Genomic DNA, 25,375 nt, shown 5'->3' with positions numbered 1-25,375 from the left:
GACGCATCTCGATGCTGGAACCGACGAAACCCGGCTTCACCGAGACGGTTTGGGAGTCCAAGCCGGCGGAGGAGCTCGCGCGTGAGCTGGTGACGGGCGCCGGTGCGGTGCCCGCCGCCGAGGCCGGTCTCGCGTGGACGCGATTGAGCGCGGGTTTCGCGGCGGCCGCCGTGGAGTACGAGCGGATTCTTGTAATCCTGGACAGCGCTTGGGAATCCAAGAACAGCGGGCCGTTCATCGAACGCATCAAGGCGCTGCGGGACTGGCTGGGCGCGTCCGCCTCGGCCGCCGCCGGAAATGCCGCGCAGGCCGAATCACACGCGGCCGCATACGAACTCGCGAAGCTGACCATGCCCGATGTGGACGAGGTCGAGAAGCTGCGCGATATGCAGCAGCTGCTCTCGCAGGTCGGGTTGGCCTTCGGCGCGCCGCTGCTGGCCAGTCTGACCAAGACCGACATGGACGCCGACGCGGCGAAAGCCGCTGCGGCACGGGTGATGCGGACTTACGAGGCGGCCACCGAATCGCTGGCCAAGCCGTGGGAGCACGAGGCCCCGCCGCAGGTCACCGCGGGGCTGACGCCTACCGAGCAACCGGTCACGCCCGTGGAACCGGAAGCGACGACCCCGGCTCCGGCCTCGCTGCCGAGCCTGTCGCTGGACTCGCTCAATCTGCCGGTCATGCCGATGACCCAGCTGCGCGCGAACACCGTCGAAGCGCAGGAGACCACGACGCAACGCGTTGTGCAGCAACCGGTTACGGTGCAGCAGACCGCGTCCATGGCCCCCACGGCCATGGGCGGCGGTGCGGTGCAGTCCGACGACGAGGAGCACATGCCGCGCGCCGGAGTGGTGGGTGCGCCCGGGGACGCCGAACTGGGTCTCACCACCGGTATGCAGGTCGCACCCGCGGTCCTCGGCGGCGTCGACCCGGCCGCGCAGCGACCGCCGGTCGATATCGCGTTCAACGCGGGCAGCTCCGGTTCCGAAAGTGCCTCCGGCACCGGCGATTCCGGTACGAAGCAGGGGTCGGCCTCATGACGACTCTGACCAATGACGGCGTCATCGCGCTGGCCGGACACCTGGGCGTGCAGACCCTGCCGCTGGTCCTATCCATCGGCCCGCGCCAGGAGACCTACCCCGAATGGGAGCAGGCCCAGGAGCAGGCCCGCGCCGACCTGCGCGCCCGCCGCATCGTAGACCCGCACGGCGACGTCGAGACCGACACCGCCACAGCGCTTCTCGCGCTGGCCCAGCCCGATCGTGAACTCGCGATGCGCATGCACACCGCCACCGGTCGCGTCCGCGTCTGCGTCGTCCGCCGCGGCGAGGACCACGCCGTCGCCATCCGCCGCGGCGACCTCCTCGACATCCACCCCCTCTGGTCCGACGGCTCCGGCGCGTCCCTGGCCCGCCCGATGCTCGAGGCGCTCGGCCCCTGCGCGCCCGCCGATCTGGCCCCCTTCAGCGCCGAATCCGACGAGCTGGCCGAACGACTCGACGCCGCAATGACTTCCGAGGACTACGCGAGCACCGTCTACAACCTCGGCGTCCCCGACGCCGACGCCACCGCCTACGGTCTCGCCCTCGCCGACACCCACGCCTACGCCGAAATCGTGGCCTACGCCTACGCCGACGGCCTCACCGACCGATCGCCCGGAGCCGTCGCGGTCTACGACACCGCACGGGGCCGCATCGTGGCCGCTCCGGGGGTCGCCCCGGACCAGCAACTCTGGTCCACGCTGACACCGGGCAGTGATCACCGTATCGCGCAGTCGATCTCGGCTCTGATCGACTCGCTGCCCGGGGGGAGGTGGCTGCCGTGAGTCACCCGTGACCCGCAGCTGTGTTCCCCAAAACCGGTGGTGCGCAATGCATCGCCTATCCATTCCCAAGAAAAGGCAAGGTACAGACGATGGTTGCAAATGAAGCGGAAGTTGCGAAGGCTGCGCAGAGCCACATGGCGGACGTGGTCGCGTCCATCAAGGGCATTCTGAAGCAGATCACCGACACCGTTGACTCGTCCAAGAGCAGCTTCCAGGGTGAGGCCGCCGGCGCGTTCAACGCTGCTGCGGTGGCCTGGGACAACGAAGCTCAGCAGCTGAACCACGCCATGGATGAATTCCAGGAGAAGGTCGGCGCGGGCACCGATGTGTTCTCGAACGTGGATGCCTCGAACAAGGACGAGTTCTCGCACGCCCTCACGAACCTCGGGTAACACGGGTTAGTACCCACTCCACCTCCCCAATATTTGCAAAGGATTTGAAATGCTTTACGACAAGGCTGGAATGACCCACCTGGCGGACCAGCTCCGTCAGTACCACAAGGACCTGGTCGCGGTTGCCGGTGACGGCACCGCTGCGGTCGACACGTCCAGCGACCTCGGCCAGGCCGTCGAGAAGCTGAAGCAGGCGTGGTCGGACCCGAACAGCGGCGCCGAGAACGGTGCGCTGGAGGCTGTTATCGCTGCGAAGAGCGACTGGGACAAGGCATATGCGGACAAGTGCCTGTCGACGCTCGACGCTGTGACGAAGGCCGTCGAGAACGCCCTGGCGAACGCCCTCGCGGCGGACGCGAAGGTCGGCAACTCCTTCGGCGGCTAGCGAGACGTCGATGGCGCAGATGACAGCGCACTCCTCCAGATGGGAGGGGTGCGCTGTTGTCGGCTCGCCCCCAGTAACCTACTGTCCGTAGTTCCCGGTTCGACGGAGGATTTGGTTAGTGCCAGCCCAATTGACCACCCGTGCCCAGGTCAATGGGTACCGCTTCTTGTTGCGCCGACTCGATCACGCGTTGGTGCGTCGGGATGTGCGTATGTTGCACGATCCGATGCGGTCTCAGTTCCGATCGCTCATGGTCGGGGCGGTCCTCGCACTGCTCGTGGTCGCTGGTGCCGCGATCATGGCCTTCATTCGTCCGCAGGGCTCTATCGGTAACGCAAACATTGTCATGGGCAAGGACAGTGGTGCGCTGTATGTCGTCATTCGAGACAAAGACGACAAGAACAAAATGACGCTGTACCCGACGCTGAACCTCGCGTCGGCGCGGTTGATCGCGGGCACGAGCGAGACCCCGACCTCAGTCAAGGACGCCAAGCTCAATTCGGTTCCACGCGGCCCGATTCTCGGAATTCCCGGCGTACCCGCGGCACTGCCGGGTACAGGACAGGGTGATCGGTCGCAGTGGACCTTGTGCGACCGAGTGCCGCTTTCGGCGTCCGGTGGATCGGCTTCCTCCTCAGGCGCGGAGACCACGGTGATCTCCGGGAGTCTGGAACTCAGTGATCGTGCCAAAGTTGCCGACAAAGACTCGGCCATCTGGGCCAGCAAGGGCGGCAAGGATTATCTGATCTACGACGGCAAGGTCGCAGAGTTCGACAAGACGAAGGACTCCATAGCCCAAGCGTTGGGCCTGAGTGGGAAACGGCCGCGTCCCGCCACCACCGATCTCATCGGTGCAGGCGTCAAGGTTCCGCCCCTGGTTCCACCCAGCATTCCGCGTGTTGGCGAGAACGGAATGGGCAAACTGAGCTCCGTGCCGGTCGGCGGCATTATCAAGGTTTCGGCACTGGACGGGTCGGATCGATCCGATCTTTACGTCGTGCTAGCGGACGGCGTGCAGCGCATCTCCGCGTTCACCGCGCAGGTTATCGGCTCCGATAACTCTCAAGGCATGAACGGGTTCAAGTCCATGACGCCGGATGTGCTCAACGGAATGCCCGTGGTGCATACGCTTCCAGTTGACGATTTCCCCAACGTGACGCCGAAAATCATTACGGCGGACGACAACCCCGTCGCTTGCATTACTTGGGCGAAGAAGAGCGGCCTGGGCAAAGAACAGCCGGACGCCACCGAGGGGCCCTCCGACCGGGCTACGGTCCAGTTGCTGCTCGGGACACGGCTGCCACTTCCTGACTCCCGGAAACCGGTTGATCTCGCTACCAAGGACGGAGCTTCCGGCGACCGCGTCGATGCTGTCTATGTGCCGCCGACGACCGGTGAGTTCGTTCGCACTACCGGAATCGAGCCGGGCAGCCAGCGGCGTGAAAATCTCTTCTACATCGCGGATAACGGGATCCGGTATGGCATTCCGGATCTCGCCACTGCCCAGATCCTTGGCTTGGGTGCCACGCCGCACCTGGCTCCGTGGGAGATCGTCGGCCAGTTGGTTCCTGGTCCGACCCTGTCAAAGCAGGATGCGCTGAAGTACTGGGATACGCTGCCGACCCAGTAGTCCAGGGCCGAAGACCGATGGTCCTATTTGATGCTCTTGCGCAGTATCGGCAGTAGCTTGTCGAGCAGGATTTGTTCGGAGTTGTCCGACCACTGCCGGATCGCGGTGACCGCGGCTGGGTCGTCAAGGACGATTACGGAAGCATGGCTCGCCGACACCGCCGACGGGAGATTCACCAATCCGCCGCCGCCCGCGTCACTGTCGCTGCGTACCGCGAGCAGGTAGCCCGTAGTAATGGGCGACAGTGCGTCGTACTGGGCATTGAAGCCCGATCCGATCGGGCGAGGGTTTGGTTCGTCCCCTTTGCGTAGAAAGTTCGGGTTGTAGGTCAGGCCCAGGTCCTCGAGAAAGTTCGATTGAGAGCCTGGCTTCAGCTGGATATCCATCTCTGCGGAGATGCCACTCTTGCCCGAGACATCCAGCACAACAATGGATTTTCCTTTGAAGGCAGGATTCTGGGCACGCGCATCCGCGATGGGGTCTCGTGTCGCCGACGTTGCGGAGCCGTGCTGTGTGGCCCAGATCCCCACTCCCGCGGCCACTGCGATGACCGTTGCGGCGGCGGCGCCGATGAGCCAGATACGTTTACGCCCGTTGGTTTTCGAAGGTTCGGGGGAAGTCGCTGACGATGGTGTCGAGATCAGCGCGGGGCGATCGTGCGGGACGGTCTGCATCGACAGCCCGGAAACCCCGTATTCGAGAGCGGCTTTCAGTGCTGTGGTGAACTCGTGGCAGGTATCGAAGCGATCTGCGGGGTTCTTCGCCATTGCGACGGCGATGACTTCATCCAATGCGGGGGGCAGCGTGGGATCGATCGCCGTGACTCTGGGGGCCGGTTCGTTGAGGTGGCCCATCATCACCATGGCCGGTTGCGTACCCGGGTAAGGATTCTGTCCCGTCAGCAACCTGACGAACGAACAGGCGAGGCTGTAGATATCAGCGCGATGATCCAGACGATGCCCGCTCAACTGCTCGGGTGAAGCGTAGGCGATAGTTGCCACGAAGCCACCGGCCTGAGTCAGTTCGTTGGTGTCCTCGGTGGACTTTGCGACGCCGAAATCGGTAAGCAGAACTCGCTCTTCGCCGTTGTCATCCATGGACAGCAGGAAATTCGCAGGCTTCACGTCCCGGTGCAGCAAACCCCTGCGGTGGGCGTGATCTAGGCCTCGGCCGACCTCTGTGACGATATGTAGTGCACGCCACGGCGTCATCGACTGTGGATCCCGCTCGGCGGCGGCTGCTGCGTCTATGCCGTTTACGTACTGCATCGCGATCCACAGCTGATGGTTGTCTTCACCGCGGTTGTAGATCGAGACGATATTCGGATGATCAAGTGCCGCAGCAAGATTCGCTTCACGCTCGAATCGAGCGCGGTACTCGGCATCCCGACTGAACTGCGGGCTGAGAATCTTGAGCGCGTCCCAGCGTGGCAGCTCTGGATGCTTGGCCAAATACACCGTGCCCATGCCCCCCGCACCGAGGACGCGCTCGATGCGGTAGCCACGGATGATGGTGCCCGGTCCGATATTCATCCTGATTCCTTACAGGTACTGGCTTTTGGCCAGCAGGGCGTACTGCGCTGCGGCCATCTGCTGTACGGCGGTCAGATCGAGGCTGGCCACTCGGGCGACATAGCGGTCATAGCGCAGGGTGCAGATGTAGGTGGTTAGTTTCCCGCTGCGGTACCCCCACCATGCATTGCCGATATCGTCCTGGCTTGCGGTGCAGGATACGTCGGGAACCTTGGCGGGCGCGTCAACGGATCCCTTTGTGGTTGCGACAATTCCGGACCACAGCTTGGCCGCGGACTCGGCATCTCGAGCCCGGAACAGCAGCCCACCGCTGTGAGTCGCGGATATGCGGTCGACGCCGCCCGTATCCAGAATCTGCTTCCATGTTGCTTGGTCGTTCAAATAGTGGAGATGACCTCGAGGTGTGTGGGTCGCCTCGTCCAAGGGATCGAGGGAAATAGATCCCTCGGGGTGCAAAGTTCTGCGCAACATGGCATCTGGGTCGTAGTCCAGCCGAAAGATGTCGTGCGCGGACAACCCGGGAGCTTGGTCGAGGAGCGGCAACTGCGCTGCGAATACCTGTTCGGCGAGAGCGCTCAGCCCATCGAGATCCGGCTTAGGCTGTGCCACATAGACATTCACGACGTACTGCCCGTACGCCATAGTTGCCGCCATGGACGGAACTCCGGGGCGCCAATGTGCCTTCGCATTTGGCTGCTTGCTGAGCGTGAGGTGGACGTTCTGGTCCGCTGCGACCGCAAAATCGGCGGCTTCCATCTGATCGGCGGCCGCCTGTGCGCGTTGCTGATCGGGGAATTGCAGCACTGTGACGTTGAACGCCGTGGCATCGGGATCGCCGAGGGCGCCGCCGAACGGGTTGAAATTGTCCGACTGATCGCGGGCGTGTGACTTGGGTAGTTCGCGGGTGCTCGATGCAGCGGAGAAGCCGAACAGCATGCCGTTGTCTTCCAATACGGGCTTCACGGCACCGGCAAAGACCCGGGACAACGGGCCAAGAGCCGTACTCGGCGGGTAGAGCGACTGGGCCATGACACTGTGGCTGAACTTCGGATCGACATCGGTTCCGACGACAACGTTGTCGGCGAGTCGTGCCATCGCGATGGCTTTGCCGTCTTTGGCGTTGTGCTGGTAGGTGGTACGGACGTCAAGTGGATCGGTCGGGTAGTTGCCGAAAGGGAGTTGTCGAACATCCGTCTCGCCTGCGGCGGCAGTTCCATCTATCTGGCTTCCACACCCAGAAAGCGAGGCCGTAACAACAAGAAGGGTGAGCGCGCTGAAAATCGTTCTACCGGCGGAACGGTGGGCGTTGAGCTTCTTCATGAACCCCCCTATTTGTTATTGGCCAGAATGGCGTACTGCGCGGAGATGCGTTGATACACATCCTGTTGTTGCTGGGACCACACCGTCGCCGCGTACCGCCCGTAGGACACGTAGCAATGAAAGGGGGCGGCGTGAGCGTCGGGACCGTGATACTTCACGCAGCGGGCGATTGGCAGCCCTGCCGGTGGGTCGATCCGGTGCTGAAACCGTGAGGCAGACACGGAGTCCAGAAAGCCTCGAGCCGCCGCCTCATCCTTGGCTCGTACCAGAAACCCTGCACCGTCGCTGACGCTATCCACTCCCGCCTTGTCGAAGAGGGCCTTGTATTGAGCTGGGTCCCCCACGATGTGCAGCATGCCGTGCTGGTTGAAGGTTCCGGAGAATGCCTCGACGGTCGCATCGCCCGTTGGGCGCGACAAGGTCAGACGGAGCATGCCGTCGGGGTCAAGTGGAAGGGTGGCGAGCTTGTCCGGTGGCGTTGGCTGGAAGCCCGTCAATGCGGCGGCGGTCACATCAATGGCCTTGTCGGCCAGTGCGAGTGGTGCGGGTTCGGGCGGCATGCTGAACGCCTCGGCTACCGATTTGTTCTCGACCTGATCGATCAGAGTGAAGACGACGAACTTGCCGGTCGGATACCACGAGGCGAGACGCTGTTCCGTCGGCACCCAGACGATCTGTGCTGCTGAGTGTTGGCTCGACTGCAACGAGGTGACTTCTGTGCCGGGCTTGAGCACGAGGCCGCTGCGGGCCAGAGCACTCGCTGCGGAAGCGGCGTTGCTTTCACTGTCGAAGACCATGACGGCGTTCGTGAGGGTCAGGCCGAGGCCCGGATCCTCTGACGGCCGCCCGCTGGTCGCGAATCCGACAAGGAAGCCGCGTGCGTCGTCAGCGAAGTGGTCGACATTTACGAGGCTGTCGAACGAGTTCGGTTGGGTGAAGACGTTGGTGATAGCAGCGTTATGCGAAAGGGTGGGATCGATTTCTGAGGCGAGTGGCAGGATGTTGCCGAGTCGCAGCCCTTCGAGAGTTCGCCCTCGCGTCGCGGGGTCCGAGGTGGTCGGATCTTGCGGTTTGGTCTTGTAGCTGCCGGTGTCCAGCTTGCTCAGGTCGACCGACTGTTCCTCGGCCGCATGCGATTCCGACCCGCATCCCGCGCTCACCAGCACCGAGACCGCCAACACCGCGGCTGCTGCCGCGCGCACTCCGATTCGGGCCGACCGTAGTCGGCCATAGCCGTGACGCATGTCGAGCATCCCCCCGCCGATACCAAGTTTCCTGTGCGATCTTGCTTCTGGTGTGCAGAGTGTACTGGGCGGTTGGGGTGTGGGGCTCATCGTGTCAGGGAGGGTGGTGAGTTGTCACAGGTATTGGCTGTTGGCGAGCAGGGCGTATTGGGCGGCGGCTTTTTGTTGGGCGTCGGCCAGTTGGGAGCTGGCGACTCGGGCCACGTAGCGGTCGTAGTGGAGGGTGCAGAGGTATTTGTCGGAGGCGTTCCAGGCGTCGTAGGCGTCGAAGGAGTTGCCGGTCTTGGGTTTCGGGTTTTCGACGCAGGCGACATTCGGGACACCGGCGGGGGGTTCGGCGGAGCTGGGGATGATGCGGTTTATGCCGGACCAGAGGGCGGTGGCGGATTGGGGGTCGCGGGCGCGGAGGAGTAAGCCGCCCTTGCGGGCCGTGGAGACGCGGTCGACGCCGTTGTCGGTGAGGAGCGATTGCCACGTGGGCTGGTCGGCCACGGAGTGGAGGTAGCCGCGGGGCGCGTGGGTCACCTCCACGATCGGGTCGGGTTGCGGGTATTCGTAGGGGTGCAGGGTGCGCCGGAGCATGGCGTCCGGGTCGTATTTCATGCGGAAGATCTCGCGCGGGGACAGTGCGGGGGCCTGGTCCAGGAGGGGGAGTTGCGCCGCGAAGATCTGGGTGGCGAGGGCGCGCAGGCCGTCGAGATCCGGCTTGGGTTGGGCCACATAGACATTCACGACGTATTGGCCGTGCGCGGCCGTGGCGGCCAGGGAGGGGACACCGGGTCGCCAGTGGGCCTTGGCGTCGGGCTGCTGGTCGAGGGTGACGCGGACGTTCTGGTCGGCCGCCACCGCGAAATCGGCGGCCTCCATCTGGTCGGCGGCGGCTTGCGCCCGTTGCTGATCGGGGAATTGCAGGACCGTCACATTGAACGAGGTGGCGTCGGGATTGCCGCTGGCACCCGCGAACGGGTTGAAGTTGCCGGACAGCTCCCAGTCGCCGGATTTGCCGAGCTCGTGGGTGCTGGCCGCCGCCGAGAAGCCGAACATCATGCCGTTGCTCACCAGCGCGGGCTGAACGGCTCCGGCCAGGACCATCGAATACTTCGTCGTCACGGTGTCGAGCAAGGCCAACGACAGCGCATTGTGGCCGAACTTCGCGTCCACATCGGTCCCGACCACGACATTGTCGGCCAGTCGCGCCAGGGCGAACGCCTTCCCGTCATTGGCGCCATAGAAGGGCGTGGCACGGACATCGAGCGGTTCGGTCGGGTAATTGCCCACGGCGAACGTGCGGACGTCGGCCTCACCGGCCACCGCGGTTCCCGACACCTGGGTGCCGCAGCCGACCGCGAAAGCCGCGGCCAGCCCGAGGGTGAACGCGCCGAAAACCGTTCTGCCCGTGGCGCGGTGAGCGAGCTTCACGATCCCCCTACTTGTCATTGGCCAGAATGGCGTACTGGGCGGAAATTCGCTGATACACGTCCTGCTGTTGTTGCGACCACACCGAGGCGACGTACCGTCCGAACGTGACATAGCACGTGAAGGGGAACGCGGACTGGCGCGGACCGTGGTACTTGACGCATCGCGCGTTCGGCAGGCCGGGTGGCGAATCGATCCGATGCTGGAACTTGTCGATGAACGCGGTGTCGAAGTACGTGCGCGCCGCGGCGCTGTCCCGCGTCCGAACCAGTTCTCCCGCACCGTAACCCACGAGATCGACCCCGGTCCTCTCGAACAGCGCCCGGGCCACCTCGGGCTCATCGGCCTTGTGCAGAGCCCCGTGTTTGTCGAGTGCTCCGGGGAAGGCATTGGCGGTCCGGTCACCTTCCGGCCGGGGCAGTGTCAGCCGCAGGATGCCGTCCGGATCGAGTGGCAGCCCGGTGATTTTGTCCGGCGGCGTCGGCTGGAACGACTTCAACCGATCCGCGGTGACGTCGATCGCCTTGTCGGCCAAGGCCATTGGCGCGGGCGCGGGTGCCGCATTCCAGTAGGACTGGAGATAGAACTCTTCGGCCTGATTGATCACGGTGACAAGGACGAATCGCCCCATCGGATACCAGGAGGCCAGATTCTGCTTCTTCGGATGCCAGATGATGTGCGCGGCGGGATGCCGATCCGATTGCAGCGACACCAGGTCGGCCCGTTCGTCGTCCTTCAGATCGAAACCGGTGCGCGCCAGGGCCTCCGCCGCTTTCGCCGCGGCGGCATCGCTGTCGAAGATCATGACCGCGTTGTCGAGCGAATACCGCCCCGCCTCCGCCGGAGCCTGCGCCTCGGTTGCGAAGCCGGTCACGAATCCCGGTGTATCCGAGTCGAAGTGCTCGACATTCAGGTACCCGGAGAACGAGTTCTTCCCCACGAACACGTGCGCCACATCGGTGTTGTGCGTCAATGCCGGATCCACCTCGGACCCCACGGGCATGACGTTCCCCAGCCGCAGCGCCTCGATCACCCGCGCCCGCACCGTCGCGTCGGCGGCCTTCGGATCCTGCGGCGTGGTCGCATAGCTCCCGGTATCGAGCTTCCCCAGATCGACACGCTCCGACCGGGAATCCGTGCCACACCCGGCACTCACCATGATCGAGAGCCCCACGACCACCGCCGCGTGCAGCCGGGCACGAGTCGACCACCCCGCGCAGAACACCATGCCGCGATCCCCCTCGTCGATCTACGCCGCAACGGCGTCCATCATGCAGGAGATCATCAACCGGCTGCCACCGGACCTAGTGGTCGGTCGGCGTCAGCGCTCCCAGACGCGACTGCGAAGGAACGTATCCCACTGCGCCCCTTCGAAGAACAGCTCGGGACCGCCGGGGCTCTTCGAGTCACGCACGCCGACCCGATCATGATCCTGGTAGACCTCTACACACTGGTTCGAGGTTTCGCTCCGGCTGGACTTGTACCACTTCTGAACAGGTGGGTTGCTCACGCCGCGTACTCCTTCGCCACTCGCAGCACCATGGTTCTGGTGTCGGCCTCACTCAACGCTACCGCCTGCAAGGCGTTGATCGCCTCGCGATAACGCTCGATTACATCGGCTCGTTCGTGATACAGCGCCCCGACAGCGCCTTCGAGGTAGACGACCGGGGGCTCGGCTGGGCGGCTCTCCGGGTTGGTGAACTCCAACAGCGTGAACGACTGAATCACCAGTCCGCGATGCGGACCGACGTCGAATGGAACGATGCGGATACTGATGTTGTCGCGCTCGCTCACCTCGGCAAGCCAGTGCAGTTGCCCTGCCATGACGTCCGGATCGGCTGGTTGATTCCGCAAGACCGCCTCGGAGAGAAGGACTTCCAGGCGGAAGTCCGGCTCGTCCAACCGGGCTTGCCTGCGTTCGGTCAGTTCGATGCGGCGTTCGATGTCGACCCTCGAAATTGACGGCGTATCCAATTTTGCGATGGCGCGTCGATAGTCGGAGGTCTGCAGCAATCCGTGTACCAGTACCAACTGGTGTGTAGTCATTCGAGCGGCAGCGGCTTCCAAACGCAGGTAGTGCGGGAAATGCGACGGCAATTGATCGGCGTACGGCTGCCAGAAGCCCTTCGAATTACCCTGGAGCTTATCGGCTTTCGCCTGTTCCCTGACCTCCTGCCACAGGTCGAGCGCCGTGGATCGACTGCTCTCGTCGGCCTCATAGAAGTCGAGCAGACTCTTCAGCTGCATCGTGGTGATTTTCGTAAGTAGGCCATCCTCTAGCCGCACGATGGTCATGCGCGAGGTCTCGGCGTGTAGCCCAGCGGCCAGCGCTGTCTTGTTCGCTCGTGTTCGCATGTCGCGCAGGAAGTTTCCGAATGCCCTGCGAGAAACCGTCGATCCGGCCATTACCTAGCCTCGCTATCTACGGATTGCTCATGGTGTGCACGCTCACGATGTGCATGCACTCTGTGTGCATCCATCGTATTTCGTTTGCAGCACACTGTGAACGGCTCTCTTCGGCCAATCTGGGTGTCTACTAGGAGTTGGCGACAGCGCGCAGCCGCCGGAATTCAATCCAAGATCAGTGATACGCATTCGAAGGGATGCTGTAATGCATTGGGACACATGGGCGCTGCTGTCGATTCTCGCCCTCTGCGCGGCCGTCATCTGCTGGTCGGCGTGGGGCTTCTACGCCGACAGCCACTCGGGACACACCAGTACCTTTCGACTTCGACTCGCCGGAGGCGGATACCTCGACGTCCCCCAACCACCCGGCCACACCCCCGGAAGACACCGCACCCAAGGCCGGAGGTAACCGCATCATGACCCCCGCCGAGGTGGCCGTCCTGGCCGCCCTCCACCCCGACCACACCCTCACCGCAACCCAAATCCGCCACGCATCGACCCTCACTGGCTGGCGCACCCGAAATGCCCTGGCCCAACTCGAATCCCGCGGCCTGATCATCCCCAGTAACCCCCGAGGCCGCTGGCGCATCACGCCCCGCGGCAGGTCCACCCTACTGACAAAGGGAAAGCGCTTCGCCTGATTCGGTCGCCACCGCGCCCGCTCCTCGATCGATCACGATGCCCTGGTCTTGCCGTCGATCTTGGCTCGCGGGACGTCGTCGACCGCCACGCACAAACCGAAGACACGGTCGTGGCTTGTCCACCCGTTGATTCGGCCGCGGTTGTTGCCGATTTGGACTCGCCTCCCGTCGATGGCGGTCACCAGGTGCAGGTAGACGGTGCCTGACACCCTGGCAAGCACGATGTCGCCGACTTCGACGCGGGTGGGATCGACGGGAGCGACGGTCACCAGCTGGCGGCTGCGGATCAGTGGCACCATCGAGGAGCCGGTCGGCCGGAACTGCACCGTCTCACCCCGCGCAACTCGTGCCGCGACGCTGTCCAACGCACCCATGTCAACAGCGTCGCGCGCAATAGCCGTGCATCACAACCGATTTACATTCGCGGGCGGTCGGCTCGAGTTGATCATGGGCCAAAACCTGCATTATTGCCGTCGATTGGGCAGGAACCTGCCCGCTGAGAGCGGTTTGTGCACGAATCGGCCCAGTGGTCATTCCCTGGAGGGAATCGCGAGGAGGAGTCGGTGCCAGCAGGATCGTTCGTATGAGTGAACTGGAGACATTGCACTACACCGGGATCGAGATGTCGGCGGATGGCGGATCGAGGTTCGTCGATGACCGGATCGAGCTCGGGGTGCGGCCGGTCGCGGTCGGGGTCGATCCGATGGCGGTCGGCGAATTGGGTAGCGGGGCAGTGGCATTCGTGCGGAGCGGCGGCTTCGACGCCGTTCCGCATCCGGCCCCGGCGCGGCAATGGGTGGTGATGGTGCGCGGCACCATCGAGGTGACAACCACCGACGGTGAGACCCGGAGATTCGCTCCGGGCGACATGCTGCTGGCGGCCGATGTGGAGGGCCTCGGGCACAGCACCGTCGCGGTCGGCGAACCGCCGTTCGAGGCGCTGTTCATTCCGGCACCGGAGAATCGGTGAGGACGACTCAGCGGCGGGCGGTGGCTCCGGCGAGATAGTGCTGTTCGGCCGGGGTGGTGACCATTTGAGCCGTCGTCGTGGTGGCGGGGGTGTGGACGGTGATGGTGTGGGGGGCGTCGGGGTGCTGAACGATGGTGACGTCGGCGTCGGGTTCGTAGTCGGCGGGCAGGGATTCGAGGACGGTGACCACGGTGGCGGAGCCCGGGGGCGCGCTGGCGGGGACGCCGTCGAAGACGATGACGGTCGCGGCGGGGCTGGCCAGGCGGCCGGTCACCACCGTGCCGCGGGAGCTATGGGTGATGGAGGAGGCCAGCGAAAGGGCCTGGGGGGCGGCGACATTGGCCACCATGCCCTGCCAGGCCCAGGGCCGGGCGGTGTGGACCACCGCGCCCGCCCCGAGGGCGATGGCCCGCAGGATGACCTGTTGGGCCAGAGCCAGACTGGCGATGATGTCGATGCGGCGGGAGCCGTCACCGATCAAGGGGACCGCGATGCCGCTGCCGGAGCGGTCCGCGCCGATGAGCTGGCCGCAGCCCGCGGTGGGCATGGCGATGTCGGTGAGGACGTCCACGGGGCCGCGGTAGCCGCTGGGGCGAATCTCCTGGGTGCCGTAGGACAGGATGTCCATGAGGGCCCACATCTGGCGGCGCGGCAGCTCCTTCAGGCCCGCGACGGGCGGTTCGCCGTGCTCGTAAGGCGTGTCGTAGCGGACGCGGGCGTCCACCTCGATGATGCTGGCGGGCTGGCCGGGCTTCGCGCCGGGCTCGGGGACCGGCTGCAGGCGCACGGTCACCGTGGTGGCGAGGCTGCGGACGGCCCAGATCTTGGCCAGGCCATCGGAATTGAACAGTTGGGGATCGATCTGGTAGCTGGTCAGGTGAATCCCGTTGTGCTCCAGGTTGTCCGGGTTCTCGGTGAACTCGTTGACCGGGATGCCGCGGGTCAGCTCGCGCAGCGCGGTCGTCATCTCCGAGGTGGTCAGGACCGAGGCCGTAATGCCGTGTCCGGCCAGGCGATTGGCCACGCGGCGGGTGGCGACCAGGGCCGAGCGCAGCGCGCCCTCGGGTCCGCCGCCGCGATTGTCGACGGCCTTCGCATTGTCGAGCGGGTTGAGCCGCAACACCAGCCACATGGTGCGATGCGCGATGGCGGGCAGCGGGCCGAGGATCTCGTCGTACAGGCGACCCAGCGGCGCGATGCTGGCCGCGTAGCCGGAGATCACCGCCTCGGTGCTGGCGGTGCGGGTGCCGGTGGAGATGACATCCACCGAATGCAACTCGACATCGTATTGCCGCAGGCAGGCCGCGATCTCGTGGAGCGGCAACAGCTGATCGGTGCTGAGCGAACCGCGGCGCAGCAGGGTGAGCGTGTCCGGCGGCGGGTCGATGCGCAGCATGGTCGTCAACAGCGTGCCGTCCCAGCGCAATCCGCAACTGCCGCCATCCGGCAGCGGCACATCGACCAGCGCGTTCTCAGAGAAACTCTTGCGCCGCGCCTGCTTCCACCGATAGGCGACCCACCGCCCGATCCGCAGCCCGACCGGCACCCCACCCACCGGGGCCAACCCGATCAACGCGGGCACCACCCCGGCGATCACCGCCGCCCACCACGGCGCCTTCAACGCCACGGCCACCAGCGAGGCCACCACCCCGATCAACCCCACCGGAATCACCAGCCGCAACGGCAAATTCCGCAACAACCACAGATCATCCGCCCGCAATTCGGCCGCCACGGCATCCGCCGCAGCCGATCGCGACGCCCGCGCCCCTGCCTCCGGGCTCTTCCGCCGCCGATGCGCCTGCCCCGAGTTCACCTCCGACTCGCCCGCCGGAGCCGCCGGAGCCGACGGAGCGGCCGGACGCGGCGGTGCCGCAACACTTGACCCGCCCCGCTCCGAGGGCTCGCCCTGGCCATAGCCATCGGCACCGCCTTGGCCGTAGCGCGGGCTGCCCTGGCCGTAGCCATCGGGACGGCCATGATCAGGGCCGCCTGCTCCGCGTTGCGCAGGGTCGTCGAATCCGCCGCGCGCGAAATCGCCTCTCACATCGCGAGAGTCACCACTCGGCCGTGTGGGCGGGAGGTTGCCGGGTCCGCCCTGGCCATGGCTATCCGGACCGCCCTGGCCGTAGCCGGTTGCCCCGCGTTGCGAGGGAGCGTCAAATCCGCCGTGCCCGAAATCTGCTGTTCGGCCCTGGGGTTGGCCACCCGGGGCGAAGTTGCCCTGTGTTTCGGGTGGGCGAGGTGCGAAATCGCCAGGACGGCCGTAGCCATCCGGACCGCCGGAGCCCACGGGACCACCGGGGCCCATGCCGTGTGGCGAATTACCGCTCTGCGGCTGGCCGCCGGGGGTGCCCGGCGCGAAGTTGTCGCGACTGCCCGGGGCGGGGTTGAGGGGCTGGTTCGGGGGGAAGCCGCCCATTTCACCGTGGCCGTAGTTGCCGGGACCACGTTGAGGATGGCTGCCCGGGCCGCCCGGGTTCGACGTGCGTTGCAGGAATTCGTCGAAATCGTGCCCGAAACCGCCGGTTCCGCGCGGTGGTTGGCCGCCGTCCCCGCCATGGGTGTTCCCACCGTTTCCGCCCGGCTGGTAGCCGCCCGCTCCCCGCGGAAAGTCGTTCACAGTTCAGTTCGCCCCTCAGTCGGCGGCCGCGGCTAGACCGAGTGAACCGAGCAGGGTGCTCAGCGCGGCCTTCATGTCGGGACCCTCGATGCGCATGAGCACGGCTTCGTCGACGGTGCTCAAATCGATGGATTCGTCATTGGCCAGCCGGAATTCGCGTTCCTCCTCGGCGGCCTCGATCAGGTTGCGGATGAAGCGGCCGTTACCGGCCAGGTCCACGCCGCGGCGGGGCTGCCCGCTCTGGTCGGTGCTCTCCATGTCGTAGAGCCGCCGACACGTCGCGACGAGCGCCTCGAGCGCGTCCTCGGACAGCTCCGAATCCCGCTTGGACGCGACGACCTGACCGATCGCCCCGAGCTCTTCGGCGGTGTAGGACGGGAACTGCAGCCGCTTGGCGAAGCGCGAGGCCAGACCGTCATTGGCGGCCAGGAAGCGGTCGATCTCGCCGTCGTATCCGGCGATGATCACCACCAGCCGGTCGCGGTCGTTCTCCATGCGGGCCAGCAGTGTGTCCACGGCCTCGCGGCCGAAGGCGTCACCGCCCGAAAGTCCGGTCTGGATCAGGGTGTACGCCTCGTCGATGAACAGCACGCCGTCCATGGCGGTGTCGATGAGCGCGTCGGTCTTGATGGCCGTGGAACCCAGGTGCTGGCCGACGAAGTCGGAGCGCTTGGTCTCGACCACCTTGTCGGTCTTGAGAATGCCCAGGCCACAATAGATTTTGGCGACCACGCGCGCGATGGTGGTCTTACCGGTTCCGGGCGGACCCGTGAACGCCAGGTGCTGACCGCGCGCCGAGCTCGAAAGCCCCTTCTCCGCACGGATCTTGGCCAGCTGCGCACTCGACTGCAGCTTGGCGACCTGCGTCTTCACCGCCGCCAAACCGATCTGCTTGTCCAGTTCGGCGCGCGCCTGCGCCAGAATCTCCTTGGCGCGGTCCTCGTGCTCGGCGGCCTGCTTCTCCTCCAGCGAGGGCGCGGAGGCCGGATCCCATTTGTCGGTGCGCGCCTCGATCACCTCGCGGGTGGTGAGGGTGATCCGGTAGGTGCGATCGCGCATGGCCGCGGCGTTCGCCTCGAAATCCGGTGCCTGCGAATACACCTTCTCGAACAGCGACTGCGCCTCATCGGCCTGACCCTGTTCGCGCAGGCACAGGCCGCGGCAGAACATGGCCGCGGTGCGCGCCGCCGGAATCGGCCCGGCCTCGGCGGCCTCCATGCGGCGGATCGCCTCGGTGAACAGACCCAGCTGCGCGCACGATGTGCCGACCATCACATGCGCACCCGCCGCCAGGTACGGGTCCTCCCACGCCTCGGACCCATTGAGCACGGCCATCACGTCCGGCCAGCGCTGGGTGTTGTAGTGCAGGATGCCGCGCACGTATTTGGCGATGCGGCCGTCGATTTCGAAATCCGGTTCCGAGGCCCGCGCGCGGCGGTGCTTGTCGAGTTCGTCGAGGACGTTCAGCGCCTCGTCGTACTGCTTCTCGGCGATCAGGTGCGCGGCCCAGGCCAGATGAATCTCGGTGAAACTGGACAGCGGGTAATCGATGTAGAGCCCCGGCAGAAAACGTCCGGCAAGCGTGCGCGGCGGCAGCCCCAACCGGCGCTGTTCCCGTCCCAGGGACACCGTGCTGCACTTGTAGAGATTGCTCAGAACATCCGTGGTGACCTCACCGGCGGCGGCCCGACCCAGCCACGCGTCGGCCATGGTGGGGTCCCATTCGGTGGCGCGCTGAAAGGCGAGTTTGGCGTAGTCGAGGTCCCGGTTCGACTCCTGGCCCTCGATGCTCAACCCCAGTGACAGCACTCCCGCATCGAAGGCGCGTTGGGCCTGGCGAGTGTCGATCATCCTAGTCGAACCCCGAATTCGTCGAACCTGGTTGGTCTTTCGTGCACAATCCCCACCCACGCCATGCGAATCGCACGGCTGCGGACAGTCGGATACATTATGGTTAACCGCCCTGGGCGGGCAACTGTTGAGAGCGACAGGGGAGCAGTTCAGCTAGTGACAGCACAGTCGATCGGCGGACCGCGAGCCGCCGAACCCGAATTGTGCCGCGTGTCCGTCATCGGGGGGAACACCCAGCTCGACGTCGGCCTACCGGCAAACGTCCCGATCGCCGCGTTCATCGGTGATCTGGTGCGGCTCATCGAATCCCGCAACCCCGAGCCGATCGGCGGCGAAGAGGGTGGCACGCCGCTGCAATCGCAGCATTGGACACTGGCCAAATTGGGACGCGACATGATCGCGCCCAGCCAGACCCTCAATGACGCCGAGATCTACGACGGCGAATTGCTGGTGCTGCGCGCGGTTTCCGCCAAGGAAGCGCCCGCGCTGTTCGACGACGTCATCGACGCCGTGTCCCGGCTCACCGCCGAGGAATTCCGCAACTGGTCGGCGAGCTCGGCGCGCTGGACCGGACTGGTGGCGGGCGTCGCCGCGGTGGCGTTCGCCGTGGTGCTGGCATTCCTGTCGCGTTCGGCCGGAGACACCTTCGTCGCGCCGCCGCTGCTGCTCGGCGGTGCGATCGCCGCGCTGGTGGCCGGTGCCATCGCCCAGCGCAAATACGCCGACGAGCTGACCGCGACCGTGCTCACGCTGTGCATGCTGCTGCTCGCCTTCGGCGGCGCGGCGCTGGCCGTGCCCGGCTCGGTGGGCAGCCCGCACCTGATGCTCGGCGCGGCAGCCACTTTGCTGCTCGCCGTGGTGGGCTACCGGATCATCGGGGCCGGAGCCGCGGTGGTGGCCGCGGTGGTGACGGTCGTGCTGCTGGCCGGAGTCGGTGCGGCGGTGCGCATGATCTGGGACACCGGGGTGCCGAAGATCGCCTCCGGCGTTCTCGTCGCCTCGATCATCATGCTCTCGATGGTCCCGCGGCTGGCCGCCATGCTGGCCCGGCTGCCCGTGCCGCCGGTGCCCACCGCGGGCGCCGCCATCGACCCGGCCGATCACGAACCGCGACCCACCATCGAGGGCATCGGCGCGATCGGCGCGACCGTGCTGCCGTCGGCGCACGGGCTCGGGCAGCGTGCCCGCACCGCAAATCAGTTCCAGACCGGCATCGTGGTCGGCAGCGCCCTGGGCGCGGTCGCCGGTGCGCTGGGCACGGCCGATCCGCTGAATTCGGATCGCTGGCAGGGCATTGCGCTGGCCGTGGTGGTCTCGATCATCCTGTGCCTGCGCGGACGTTCGTTCGCCGATCTCACCCAGGCAGCCACGCTGATCGCCAGCGGGTGCGTCACCTTCGTGGGGTTGGCGGTGTTGCTCGCGCTGTCGGACAACGACATGCTGCTGGTCTCGGTCGGACTGCTCATGGCATTCGCGGTGGGCGCCATCGGATTCGGTGTGATCGGCCCGCATGTCGAGGTCACACCCGTCACCCGGCGCTTCAACGAGATCTTCGAGTACGGCCTGATCTGCTCGATCGTCCCGTTGGTGCTGTGGATCATGGACGTCTACTCGACGGCTCGGAACATATGAGTCGGCGTCCCGGAAACTGGACGCGAATTCTGTGTGCGGCAGCGGTTCTCGGTGGTGCGCTGCTGTTGCCGCAGGCCACCGCGAGCGCCAGCGTGAGCCAGCCGACCGCCGACCTGTCGCATCTGGGGGAGGTGCAGGCGCTGGCGGGTAAGCCCGCGCCGCTGGTGCCGACGCAGAAGAACTCGCTGTGCGTCGAGCAGTCCCTCAAGGGCGACACCCCGCGCGATGAACCCGTCGCGCAGAAGGTGCTCGATCTGCAGGCGGTCTGGCAGGCCAATCCCGGCCCGAACCACAAGGGCGCGGGGCAGAAGGTCGCGGTCATCGACACGGGGGTGAATCGGCATCCGCGGCTGCCCTTTCTGCAGCCCGGCGGCGATTACGTCTCCGACGGCGACGGCACCACCGAGGACTGCGACGGCCACGGCACGTTGGTGGCGGGCATCATCGGCGCGCAGCCCAGCGCGGACGACGCGTTCGTGGGTGTCGCGCCGGACGCGGAGATCCTGTCGATCCGCCAGCTCTCGGACGCCTACAAGGCCAAGGACTCCAATGGCGGCGACACGCCCGGCAGCATGAGCAAGTCGGGGTACGGCAATATGCAGACCCTGGCCGCCGCCGTCGTGCGCGCGGTGAATCTCGGTGCGACCGTCATCAATATCTCCGAGGACGCCTGCACCGCCGCGGGCGGCGATACGGCCGATGCCGCGCTCGGGGACGCGGTGCGCTTCGCCTACGAGCAGAACGTGGTCGTGGTCGTGGCCGCCGGAAACGTGGACCAGGCCAATGGCTGTGGCACGCAGAACGATTCGTACAGCAACACCAAGACCGGCTGGGACAAGGTGAAGACCATCTCCAGCCCGGCCTGGTTCAACAAGTACGTGCTCCCGGTCGCCTCGGTGGATCCGACCGGCGGGCCGTCCAGCTTCTCGCTCTACGGTCCGTGGGTGGGCGTCGCGGCGATCGGCACCAATATCGTCTCGCTCGACAACAAGCCCGGCGGCACCGGACTGGTCAACGCCACCAGCGTCGACTCGGGTCAAAAGGCCATCAACGGAACCAGTTTCGCCGCACCGTACGTGGCGGGGCTGGCGGCGCTGGTGAAGGCGAAATACCCGGACTGGTCGGCACGGCAGGTGATGAACCAGATCATGCTGACCGCGCACCAGCCCGGCACCGGACGCGACGACCGCATCGGCGCGGGCCTGATCGACCCCGTCGCCGCGCTCACCACGGTGCTGCCCGCGGCCACGCTGAACGCGGACACGCCCGAAATGCCGATCCACGTCGGGGCCGACAAGCCGCAGGCCTTCCCGGCACCCGTCAAACCCAAGGGCCCACCGCGCATTCCGCGACTCGTCGCCACCATCGGCACCGTCTTCTGTCTGTCCGCGCTGGGAATCGGTCTGGCCGTATCGATTCCATTCCGACGCCGCCGCCCCGACGACGAGCTGCCCGACCTCGATTCCTAACGACCGGAGATAAACCCCATGGCTACCGAAGGTTTCGTGCGTCGCCCCCGGATCGCGCCACCGCGCGCGCCGGGCGGTGAGATGGCCCTGACCGCGCCGCCGGAGATTCCGCGTCCGGTCGCCGCGCCGCTCATGAGCAAGCTCATGCCGGTCGTCATGGTGGTCGCCATGATCGGCATGATCGCCATGATGTCCATGATGGGCCGGTCCATGCTGACCAACCCGTACATGATGATGATGCCGATGATGATGATCATGTCGATGGCCGGCATGCTCATGGGTCAGCGCGGCAGCAGCAAGAGCTCCGCGGAGCTGAACGAGGAACGCAAGGACTACTTCCGCTACCTCGACCAGACCCGTCGCGAGGTCCGGCGCACCGGGCAGAAGCAGCTCGAGACGCTGATCTGGAGTCATCCGGAACCGGCGGATCTGCCGTCCATCGTGGGCACCCGGCGCATGTGGGAGCGGCGGCCCAACGATCCCGACTTCGGGCACGTGCGCGTCGGCATCGGCACGCACCGGCTCGCCGCCAAGCTGGCGCGGCCGGAGACCGGGCCCCTGGAAGACCTGGAGCCGGTGTCGACGGTGGCGTTGCGGCGTTTCGTGCGAACGCATTCCGTGGTGCACCACCTGCCGACCGCGGTGTCGCTGCGCGCCTTCCCGGCCATCAATATCGAGGGGCCGGTCGCCGACACCCGGGCGCTGGTGTGGTCGATGCTCATGGAGCTCACCGCGTTTCACGGACCCGATCACGTCGCGGTCGCCATCGTCACCGCCGAACCCGACTGCGAAGCCTGGGCGTGGGCGAAGTGGCTGCCGCACGTGCAGCACGCGACCGAACGCGACGGCATGGGCGCGGCCCGCATGATCTACGGCTCGCTCGGTGAGCTGGAGACGGCGCTGGCCGACGATCTGCTCGAGCGCGGGCGGTTCATGCGCAACCCGCAGCCGACGGCCGGACGCCTGCACCTGGTCGTGGTCATCGACGACGGATACGTCAGCGGCAGTGAGCGTTTGATCTCCGAGTCCGGTCTGGACGCGGTCACCGTCATCGACGTCAGCGCCGCCGAGAACAGCCTGGCCGCGCGGCGCGGGCTGCAGCTGGTCGCCGCCGGGGGCGAGGTGTTCGCCAAGAGCGCGGCGGGCAGTGAGAAGTTCGCCAATGCCGACAGCGTCACCCTCGCCGAGGTGGAGGCGTTCGCGCGCAGCCTGGCCCGCTTCCGGATTGCCACCGCGGCCCAGATCGTGAGCCTGGGCGACAACACCTCCGCCGCCGACCCGGGTCTGATGAACCTGCTCAAGATCCCGGACGCGGCGCAGATCGACCCGGCCAAGGTGTGGCGGCCGCGCGCCGGACGCGAACGCCTGCGCGTGCCGATCGGCATCACCCCGGACGGGACGCCCGTCGAGATCGACATCAAGGAATCCGCCGAGAACGGTATGGGCCCGCACGGCCTGTGCATCGGCGCGACCGGCTCGGGCAAGTCGGAATTCCTTCGCACGCTGATCCTTTCGATGGTCACCACGCACTCGCCGGATCAGCTCAACCTGATCCTGGTCGACTTCAAGGGTGGCGCGACCTTCCTCGGCATGGATCCGCTGCCGCACGTGGCGGCGGTCATCACCAACCTGGAAGAGGAGCTCGAGCTCGTCGACCGTATGCGCGACGCGCTGGCCGGTGAGATGAACCGGCGACAGGAACTGCTGCGCTCGGCGGGCAACTTCGCCAACGTCACCGAATACGAGAAGGCGCGTGCGGCCGGTGTGCCGCTCGATCCGCTGCCCGCGCTGTTCGTGGTCATCGACGAGTTCTCCGAATTGCTCTCGCAGAAGCCGGATTTCGCGGATCTGTTCGTGATGATCGGTCGACTGGGCCGGTCACTGCACGTCCACCTGCTGCTCGCCTCGCAGCGGTTGGAGGAGAACAAGATGCGCGGGCTCGATTCGCACCTGTCGTATCGAATCGGTCTGCGGACCTTCTCCGCCAACGAGTCCCGCGCGGTGCTCGGTATCACCGACGCCTACCACCTGCCCGGCATCCCCGGCTCCGGCTACCTCAAGAGCGACGCCTCGGATCCATTGCGGTTCAACGCGACCTACGTCTCCGGGCCCTACGTCGCACCCCGCGCGGCCCGGCAGGCCGCCGACGGCACCACCGTCGTGGAGGCCCCGCCGCGCGAATTCACCGCCGCGATGGTCGAGATCCTCGAGCAGCCCGAGCCCGAGAATCCGCTCGACCCACTGGATCTGCTGCCGCCCCCGCCGCCCAGCGGGGACGAGGGCCTGCCCGACAGCCTGCTCCAGACCGTCGTCAAGCGCCTGACCGGACACGGTCGCCCGGCCCACGAGGTATGGCTGCCGCCGCTGGACGAGTCGCCGACCGTGGACATGCTGCTGCCCGATCCCGACTGGCGTTCGCCGGTCAACCGGCACGGGCAGCTGTGGATGCCGATCGGCATCATCGACAAGCCCTACGAGCAGCGGCGCGACGTGCTCACCATCAATCTCGCTGGCGCGCAGGGCAATGTGGCGGTCGTCGGCGGTCCGCAGTCGGGTAAGTCGACCACGCTGCGCACCATCATCATGGCCGCGGCGGCCACCCACACGCCCGAGCAGGTGCAGTTCTACTGCCTCGACTTCGGTGGCGGTTCCATGGCCGGTCTGGTCGGGCTGCCGCACGTCGGTTCCGTCGCGGGCAAGCTCGACTCCGACCGGGTGCGCCGCACCGTCGCCGAACTCACCACGCTGCTGCGTCAGCGCGAGGAGCGCTTCGCGGCGCTGGGCATCGAATCCATGGCCGAGTTCCGGCGCCGCAAGCACGCCGCGCAGAGCGGCGGGCAGGCCGACGACCCGGTGCTGGCCGACCGGTTCGGCGACGTGTTCCTGGTCATCGACAACTGGCAGGTCGTGCGCGAGGAGTTCGACTCGCTCGAGCCGATGGTCGGACAGCTTGCCGCACAGGGGCTTTCGTACGGCATCCACGTGATCCTGGGCGCGAACCGGTGGGGTGAGATCCGGGCCTCGGTCAAGGACATGATCGGCACCCGCATCGAGCTGCGCCTGGGTGACCCGTCCGACTCCGAGATGGGTCGCCGCGTCGCGGTGAACGTTCCGCTCAACCGTCCGGGCCGCGGTCTGTCGCCCGACCAGCTGCACATGCTCATCGCCATGCCGCGCCTGGACTCCGACACCAATCCCGAGAGCCTCGCCGAGGGCGTCGCCGCCGCGCGCACCGAGATGCAGGCCCTCTTCGGCGACCGCCGCGCACCCGAGGTGCGCACGCTGCCCGCCAGCCTGCCCCGCGAACAGGTGCTGGAACTGGCGCGCCGCAACGGTATTCAGCAGAGCGCCACCAAGGTGGTCATCGGCATCGGCGAGTCCGAACTCCAGCCCATCGTGCTGGACTTCAACTCCGACCCGCACTTCATGGTGTTCTCCGAGGTCGAGTCCGGCAAGACGACGGTGCTGCGCAACATCATTCGCGGCATCGCCGAGAGCTCCAATGCCGACGAGGCGCGCGTCATCCTCATCGACTACCGCCGCACCCTGCTGGGCGTCATGGAGGGCGACCAGCTCGCCGGGTACTCCACCTCCTCGCAGACCTGCGGCCCGATGGTCAAGGAAGTCGTCAACTACCTGGCCAAGCGCATCCCGGGCTCCGACATCACCCCGCAGCAGCTGCGCGACCGCGACTGGTGGTCCGGGCCCGAGATCTACGTGGTGATCGACGACTACGACATGGTCGTCCAGGGCGGAAACCCCTTGGGGGCCTTGGTCGAACTGCTCCCGCAGGCCCGCGATATCGGCCTGCACGTCGTCATCTCCCGCAATATGGGTGGCATCTCCCGGGCGCTCTACGACCAGGTGCTGGGTTCGATGAAGAATCTCTCGGTCCCGGCGCTGCTCATGAGCGGCTCCCGCGACGAGGGCAAGCTCATCGGCGACATCCGCCCCATGCGCCTGCCGCCCGGCCGCGGCATCCTCTGGTCGCGCTCCGCGGGCGACGAGATGATCCAAATCGCCGACCTGCCCGCGCTGTAAG

The 25,375-nt window shown here is 66.2% G+C and carries 20 protein-coding genes; 10 read left to right on the top strand and 10 right to left on the bottom strand.

The genetic code is table 11. The features are described 5' to 3' along the window. The first annotated feature begins 11 nt into the window (after positions 1-11). The 5 genes from VMT65_RS18365 to eccB all read left to right on the top strand — a co-directional run bounded on the left by VMT65_RS18365 (position 12) and on the right by eccB (position 4,232). The gene (locus VMT65_RS18365) at positions 12-1,040 is read left to right on the top strand and encodes a PPE domain-containing protein (RefSeq protein WP_326309498.1); all 1,029 of its coding nucleotides are present in this window, start codon (positions 12-14) and stop codon (positions 1,038-1,040) included. Continuing rightward, positions 1,037-1,825: an ESX secretion-associated protein EspG gene (locus VMT65_RS18360; RefSeq protein WP_326309497.1), complete on the top strand. Its 789-nt coding sequence runs from the start codon at positions 1,037-1,039 to the stop codon at positions 1,823-1,825. The genes VMT65_RS18365 and VMT65_RS18360 overlap by 4 nt, the downstream gene beginning before the upstream one ends. 89 nt (positions 1,826-1,914) lie before the next feature. Continuing rightward, entirely contained in the window at positions 1,915-2,217 is a 303-nt protein-coding gene (locus tag VMT65_RS18355) for a WXG100 family type VII secretion target (RefSeq protein ID WP_326309496.1), read from the top strand. 49 nt (positions 2,218-2,266) lie between these two features. Beyond that, positions 2,267-2,602 carry a hypothetical protein gene (locus tag VMT65_RS18350; protein WP_326309495.1) on the top strand — a complete coding sequence of 112 codons (336 nt, stop codon included), beginning with the start codon at positions 2,267-2,269 and terminating at the stop codon, positions 2,600-2,602. A 118-nt stretch (positions 2,603-2,720) separates the two neighbouring features. Continuing rightward, positions 2,721-4,232 (top strand): type VII secretion protein EccB, encoded by a 1,512-nt coding sequence (eccB, locus tag VMT65_RS18345; protein ID WP_326309494.1) that lies wholly within the window; start codon positions 2,721-2,723, stop codon positions 4,230-4,232. A gap of 23 nt (positions 4,233-4,255) precedes the next feature. Here the strand turns inward: eccB and VMT65_RS18340 are convergent, their stop codons facing one another. The 7 genes from VMT65_RS18340 to VMT65_RS18310 form a co-directional block, all read right to left on the bottom strand. Continuing rightward, complete coding sequence (locus tag VMT65_RS18340; RefSeq protein WP_326309493.1) at positions 4,256-5,764, bottom strand: serine/threonine-protein kinase; 1,509 nt, start codon at positions 5,762-5,764, stop codon at positions 4,256-4,258. A gap of 9 nt (positions 5,765-5,773) precedes the next feature. Next, entirely contained in the window at positions 5,774-6,859 is a 1,086-nt protein-coding gene (locus tag VMT65_RS18335; protein WP_442790264.1) for a DUF7373 family lipoprotein, read from the bottom strand. Between the two features lie 233 nt (positions 6,860-7,092). Next, complete coding sequence (locus VMT65_RS18330) at positions 7,093-8,337, bottom strand: DUF7373 family lipoprotein (protein ID WP_326309491.1); 1,245 nt, start codon at positions 8,335-8,337, stop codon at positions 7,093-7,095. A gap of 105 nt (positions 8,338-8,442) precedes the next feature. Next, positions 8,443-9,747 (bottom strand): DUF7373 family lipoprotein, encoded by a 1,305-nt coding sequence (locus tag VMT65_RS18325; protein ID WP_326309490.1) that lies wholly within the window; start codon positions 9,745-9,747, stop codon positions 8,443-8,445. 7 nt (positions 9,748-9,754) lie between these two features. Continuing rightward, complete coding sequence (locus VMT65_RS18320; protein ID WP_326309489.1) at positions 9,755-10,972, bottom strand: DUF7373 family lipoprotein; 1,218 nt, start codon at positions 10,970-10,972, stop codon at positions 9,755-9,757. A gap of 93 nt (positions 10,973-11,065) precedes the next feature. Further along, positions 11,066-11,254, bottom strand: a complete 189-nt coding sequence (locus tag VMT65_RS18315) for a DUF397 domain-containing protein (protein WP_326309488.1) — start codon at positions 11,252-11,254, stop codon at positions 11,066-11,068. Beyond that, on the bottom strand, positions 11,251-12,150 hold the full coding sequence (locus VMT65_RS18310) for a helix-turn-helix domain-containing protein (RefSeq protein ID WP_326309487.1): 900 nt from the start codon (positions 12,148-12,150) through the stop codon (positions 11,251-11,253). The genes VMT65_RS18315 and VMT65_RS18310 overlap by 4 nt, the downstream gene beginning before the upstream one ends. Positions 12,151-12,566: 416 nt before the next feature. On the opposite strand from VMT65_RS18310, the gene VMT65_RS18305 reads away from it, so the two are divergent. After that, positions 12,567-12,791 (top strand): hypothetical protein, encoded by a 225-nt coding sequence (locus VMT65_RS18305; RefSeq protein ID WP_326309486.1) that lies wholly within the window; start codon positions 12,567-12,569, stop codon positions 12,789-12,791. A gap of 32 nt (positions 12,792-12,823) precedes the next feature. Here VMT65_RS18305 and VMT65_RS18300 read toward each other — a convergent pair whose 3' ends face one another. Beyond that, a complete protein-coding gene (locus tag VMT65_RS18300; RefSeq protein WP_326309485.1) occupies positions 12,824-13,165 on the bottom strand; it encodes a S26 family signal peptidase in 342 nt (113 codons plus the stop codon). Between the two features lie 209 nt (positions 13,166-13,374). Between VMT65_RS18300 and VMT65_RS18295 the strand changes: the two genes are divergently transcribed. Next, positions 13,375-13,761, top strand: coding sequence for a hypothetical protein (locus VMT65_RS18295; protein ID WP_326309484.1), 387 nt, complete (start codon positions 13,375-13,377; stop codon positions 13,759-13,761). 7 nt (positions 13,762-13,768) lie between these two features. Here the strand turns inward: VMT65_RS18295 and eccE are convergent, their stop codons facing one another. Together eccE and eccA are read right to left on the bottom strand one after the other, a co-directional pair. Continuing rightward, positions 13,769-15,805: a type VII secretion protein EccE gene (gene eccE / locus VMT65_RS18290; RefSeq protein WP_326309483.1), complete on the bottom strand. Its 2,037-nt coding sequence runs from the start codon at positions 15,803-15,805 to the stop codon at positions 13,769-13,771. Positions 15,806-16,396: 591 nt separating this feature from the next. Continuing rightward, positions 16,397-18,232 (bottom strand): type VII secretion AAA-ATPase EccA, encoded by a 1,836-nt coding sequence (eccA, locus tag VMT65_RS18285; protein WP_326309482.1) that lies wholly within the window; start codon positions 18,230-18,232, stop codon positions 16,397-16,399. 156 nt (positions 18,233-18,388) lie between these two features. On the opposite strand from eccA, the gene eccD reads away from it, so the two are divergent. From eccD to eccCa, 3 genes are read left to right on the top strand one after another with little or no spacing between them, the layout of a single operon-like run. After that, entirely contained in the window at positions 18,389-19,864 is a 1,476-nt protein-coding gene (gene eccD / locus VMT65_RS18280) for a type VII secretion integral membrane protein EccD (protein ID WP_326309481.1), read from the top strand. Next, the gene (gene mycP / locus VMT65_RS18275) at positions 19,861-21,333 is read left to right on the top strand and encodes a type VII secretion-associated serine protease mycosin (protein WP_326309480.1); all 1,473 of its coding nucleotides are present in this window, start codon (positions 19,861-19,863) and stop codon (positions 21,331-21,333) included. Before eccD ends, mycP begins: the two co-directional genes overlap by 4 nt. 18 nt (positions 21,334-21,351) lie before the next feature. Beyond that, positions 21,352-25,374 carry a type VII secretion protein EccCa gene (eccCa, locus tag VMT65_RS18270; protein WP_326309479.1) on the top strand — a complete coding sequence of 1,341 codons (4,023 nt, stop codon included), beginning with the start codon at positions 21,352-21,354 and terminating at the stop codon, positions 25,372-25,374. The last annotated feature ends 1 nt before the right edge of the window (position 25,375 follow it).

Origin of the sequence: Nocardia sp. CDC153 (genome assembly GCF_035818515.1) — a bacterium.
Lineage (GTDB): Bacteria > Actinomycetota > Actinomycetes > Mycobacteriales > Mycobacteriaceae > Nocardia.
This window is presented reverse-complemented; position numbering and strand designations above follow the sequence as displayed.

Coding starts and splice junctions, on each gene's coding strand:
- VMT65_RS18350 (WP_326309495.1), top strand. CDS start 2,267: ATGCTTTACGACAAGGCTGGAATGACCCACCTGGCGGACCAGCTCCGT.
- VMT65_RS18340 (WP_326309493.1), bottom strand. CDS start 5,764: ATGAATATCGGACCGGGCACCATCATCCGTGGCTACCGCATCGAGCGC.
- VMT65_RS18365 (WP_326309498.1), top strand. CDS start 12: ATGCTGGAACCGACGAAACCCGGCTTCACCGAGACGGTTTGGGAGTCC.
- mycP (WP_326309480.1), top strand. CDS start 19,861: ATGAGTCGGCGTCCCGGAAACTGGACGCGAATTCTGTGTGCGGCAGCG.
- eccCa (WP_326309479.1), top strand. CDS start 21,352: ATGGCTACCGAAGGTTTCGTGCGTCGCCCCCGGATCGCGCCACCGCGC.
- VMT65_RS18330 (WP_326309491.1), bottom strand. CDS start 8,337: ATGCTCGACATGCGTCACGGCTATGGCCGACTACGGTCGGCCCGAATC.
- VMT65_RS18355 (WP_326309496.1), top strand. CDS start 1,915: ATGGTTGCAAATGAAGCGGAAGTTGCGAAGGCTGCGCAGAGCCACATG.
- VMT65_RS18360 (WP_326309497.1), top strand. CDS start 1,037: ATGACGACTCTGACCAATGACGGCGTCATCGCGCTGGCCGGACACCTG.
- VMT65_RS18310 (WP_326309487.1), bottom strand. CDS start 12,150: ATGGCCGGATCGACGGTTTCTCGCAGGGCATTCGGAAACTTCCTGCGC.
- VMT65_RS18295 (WP_326309484.1), top strand. CDS start 13,375: ATGAGTGAACTGGAGACATTGCACTACACCGGGATCGAGATGTCGGCG.
- VMT65_RS18305 (WP_326309486.1), top strand. CDS start 12,567: ATGACCCCCGCCGAGGTGGCCGTCCTGGCCGCCCTCCACCCCGACCAC.
- eccA (WP_326309482.1), bottom strand. CDS start 18,232: ATGATCGACACTCGCCAGGCCCAACGCGCCTTCGATGCGGGAGTGCTG.
- VMT65_RS18320 (WP_326309489.1), bottom strand. CDS start 10,972: ATGGTGTTCTGCGCGGGGTGGTCGACTCGTGCCCGGCTGCACGCGGCG.
- VMT65_RS18300 (WP_326309485.1), bottom strand. CDS start 13,165: ATGGGTGCGTTGGACAGCGTCGCGGCACGAGTTGCGCGGGGTGAGACG.
- VMT65_RS18335 (WP_442790264.1), bottom strand. CDS start 6,859: ATGGCACGACTCGCCGACAACGTTGTCGTCGGAACCGATGTCGATCCG.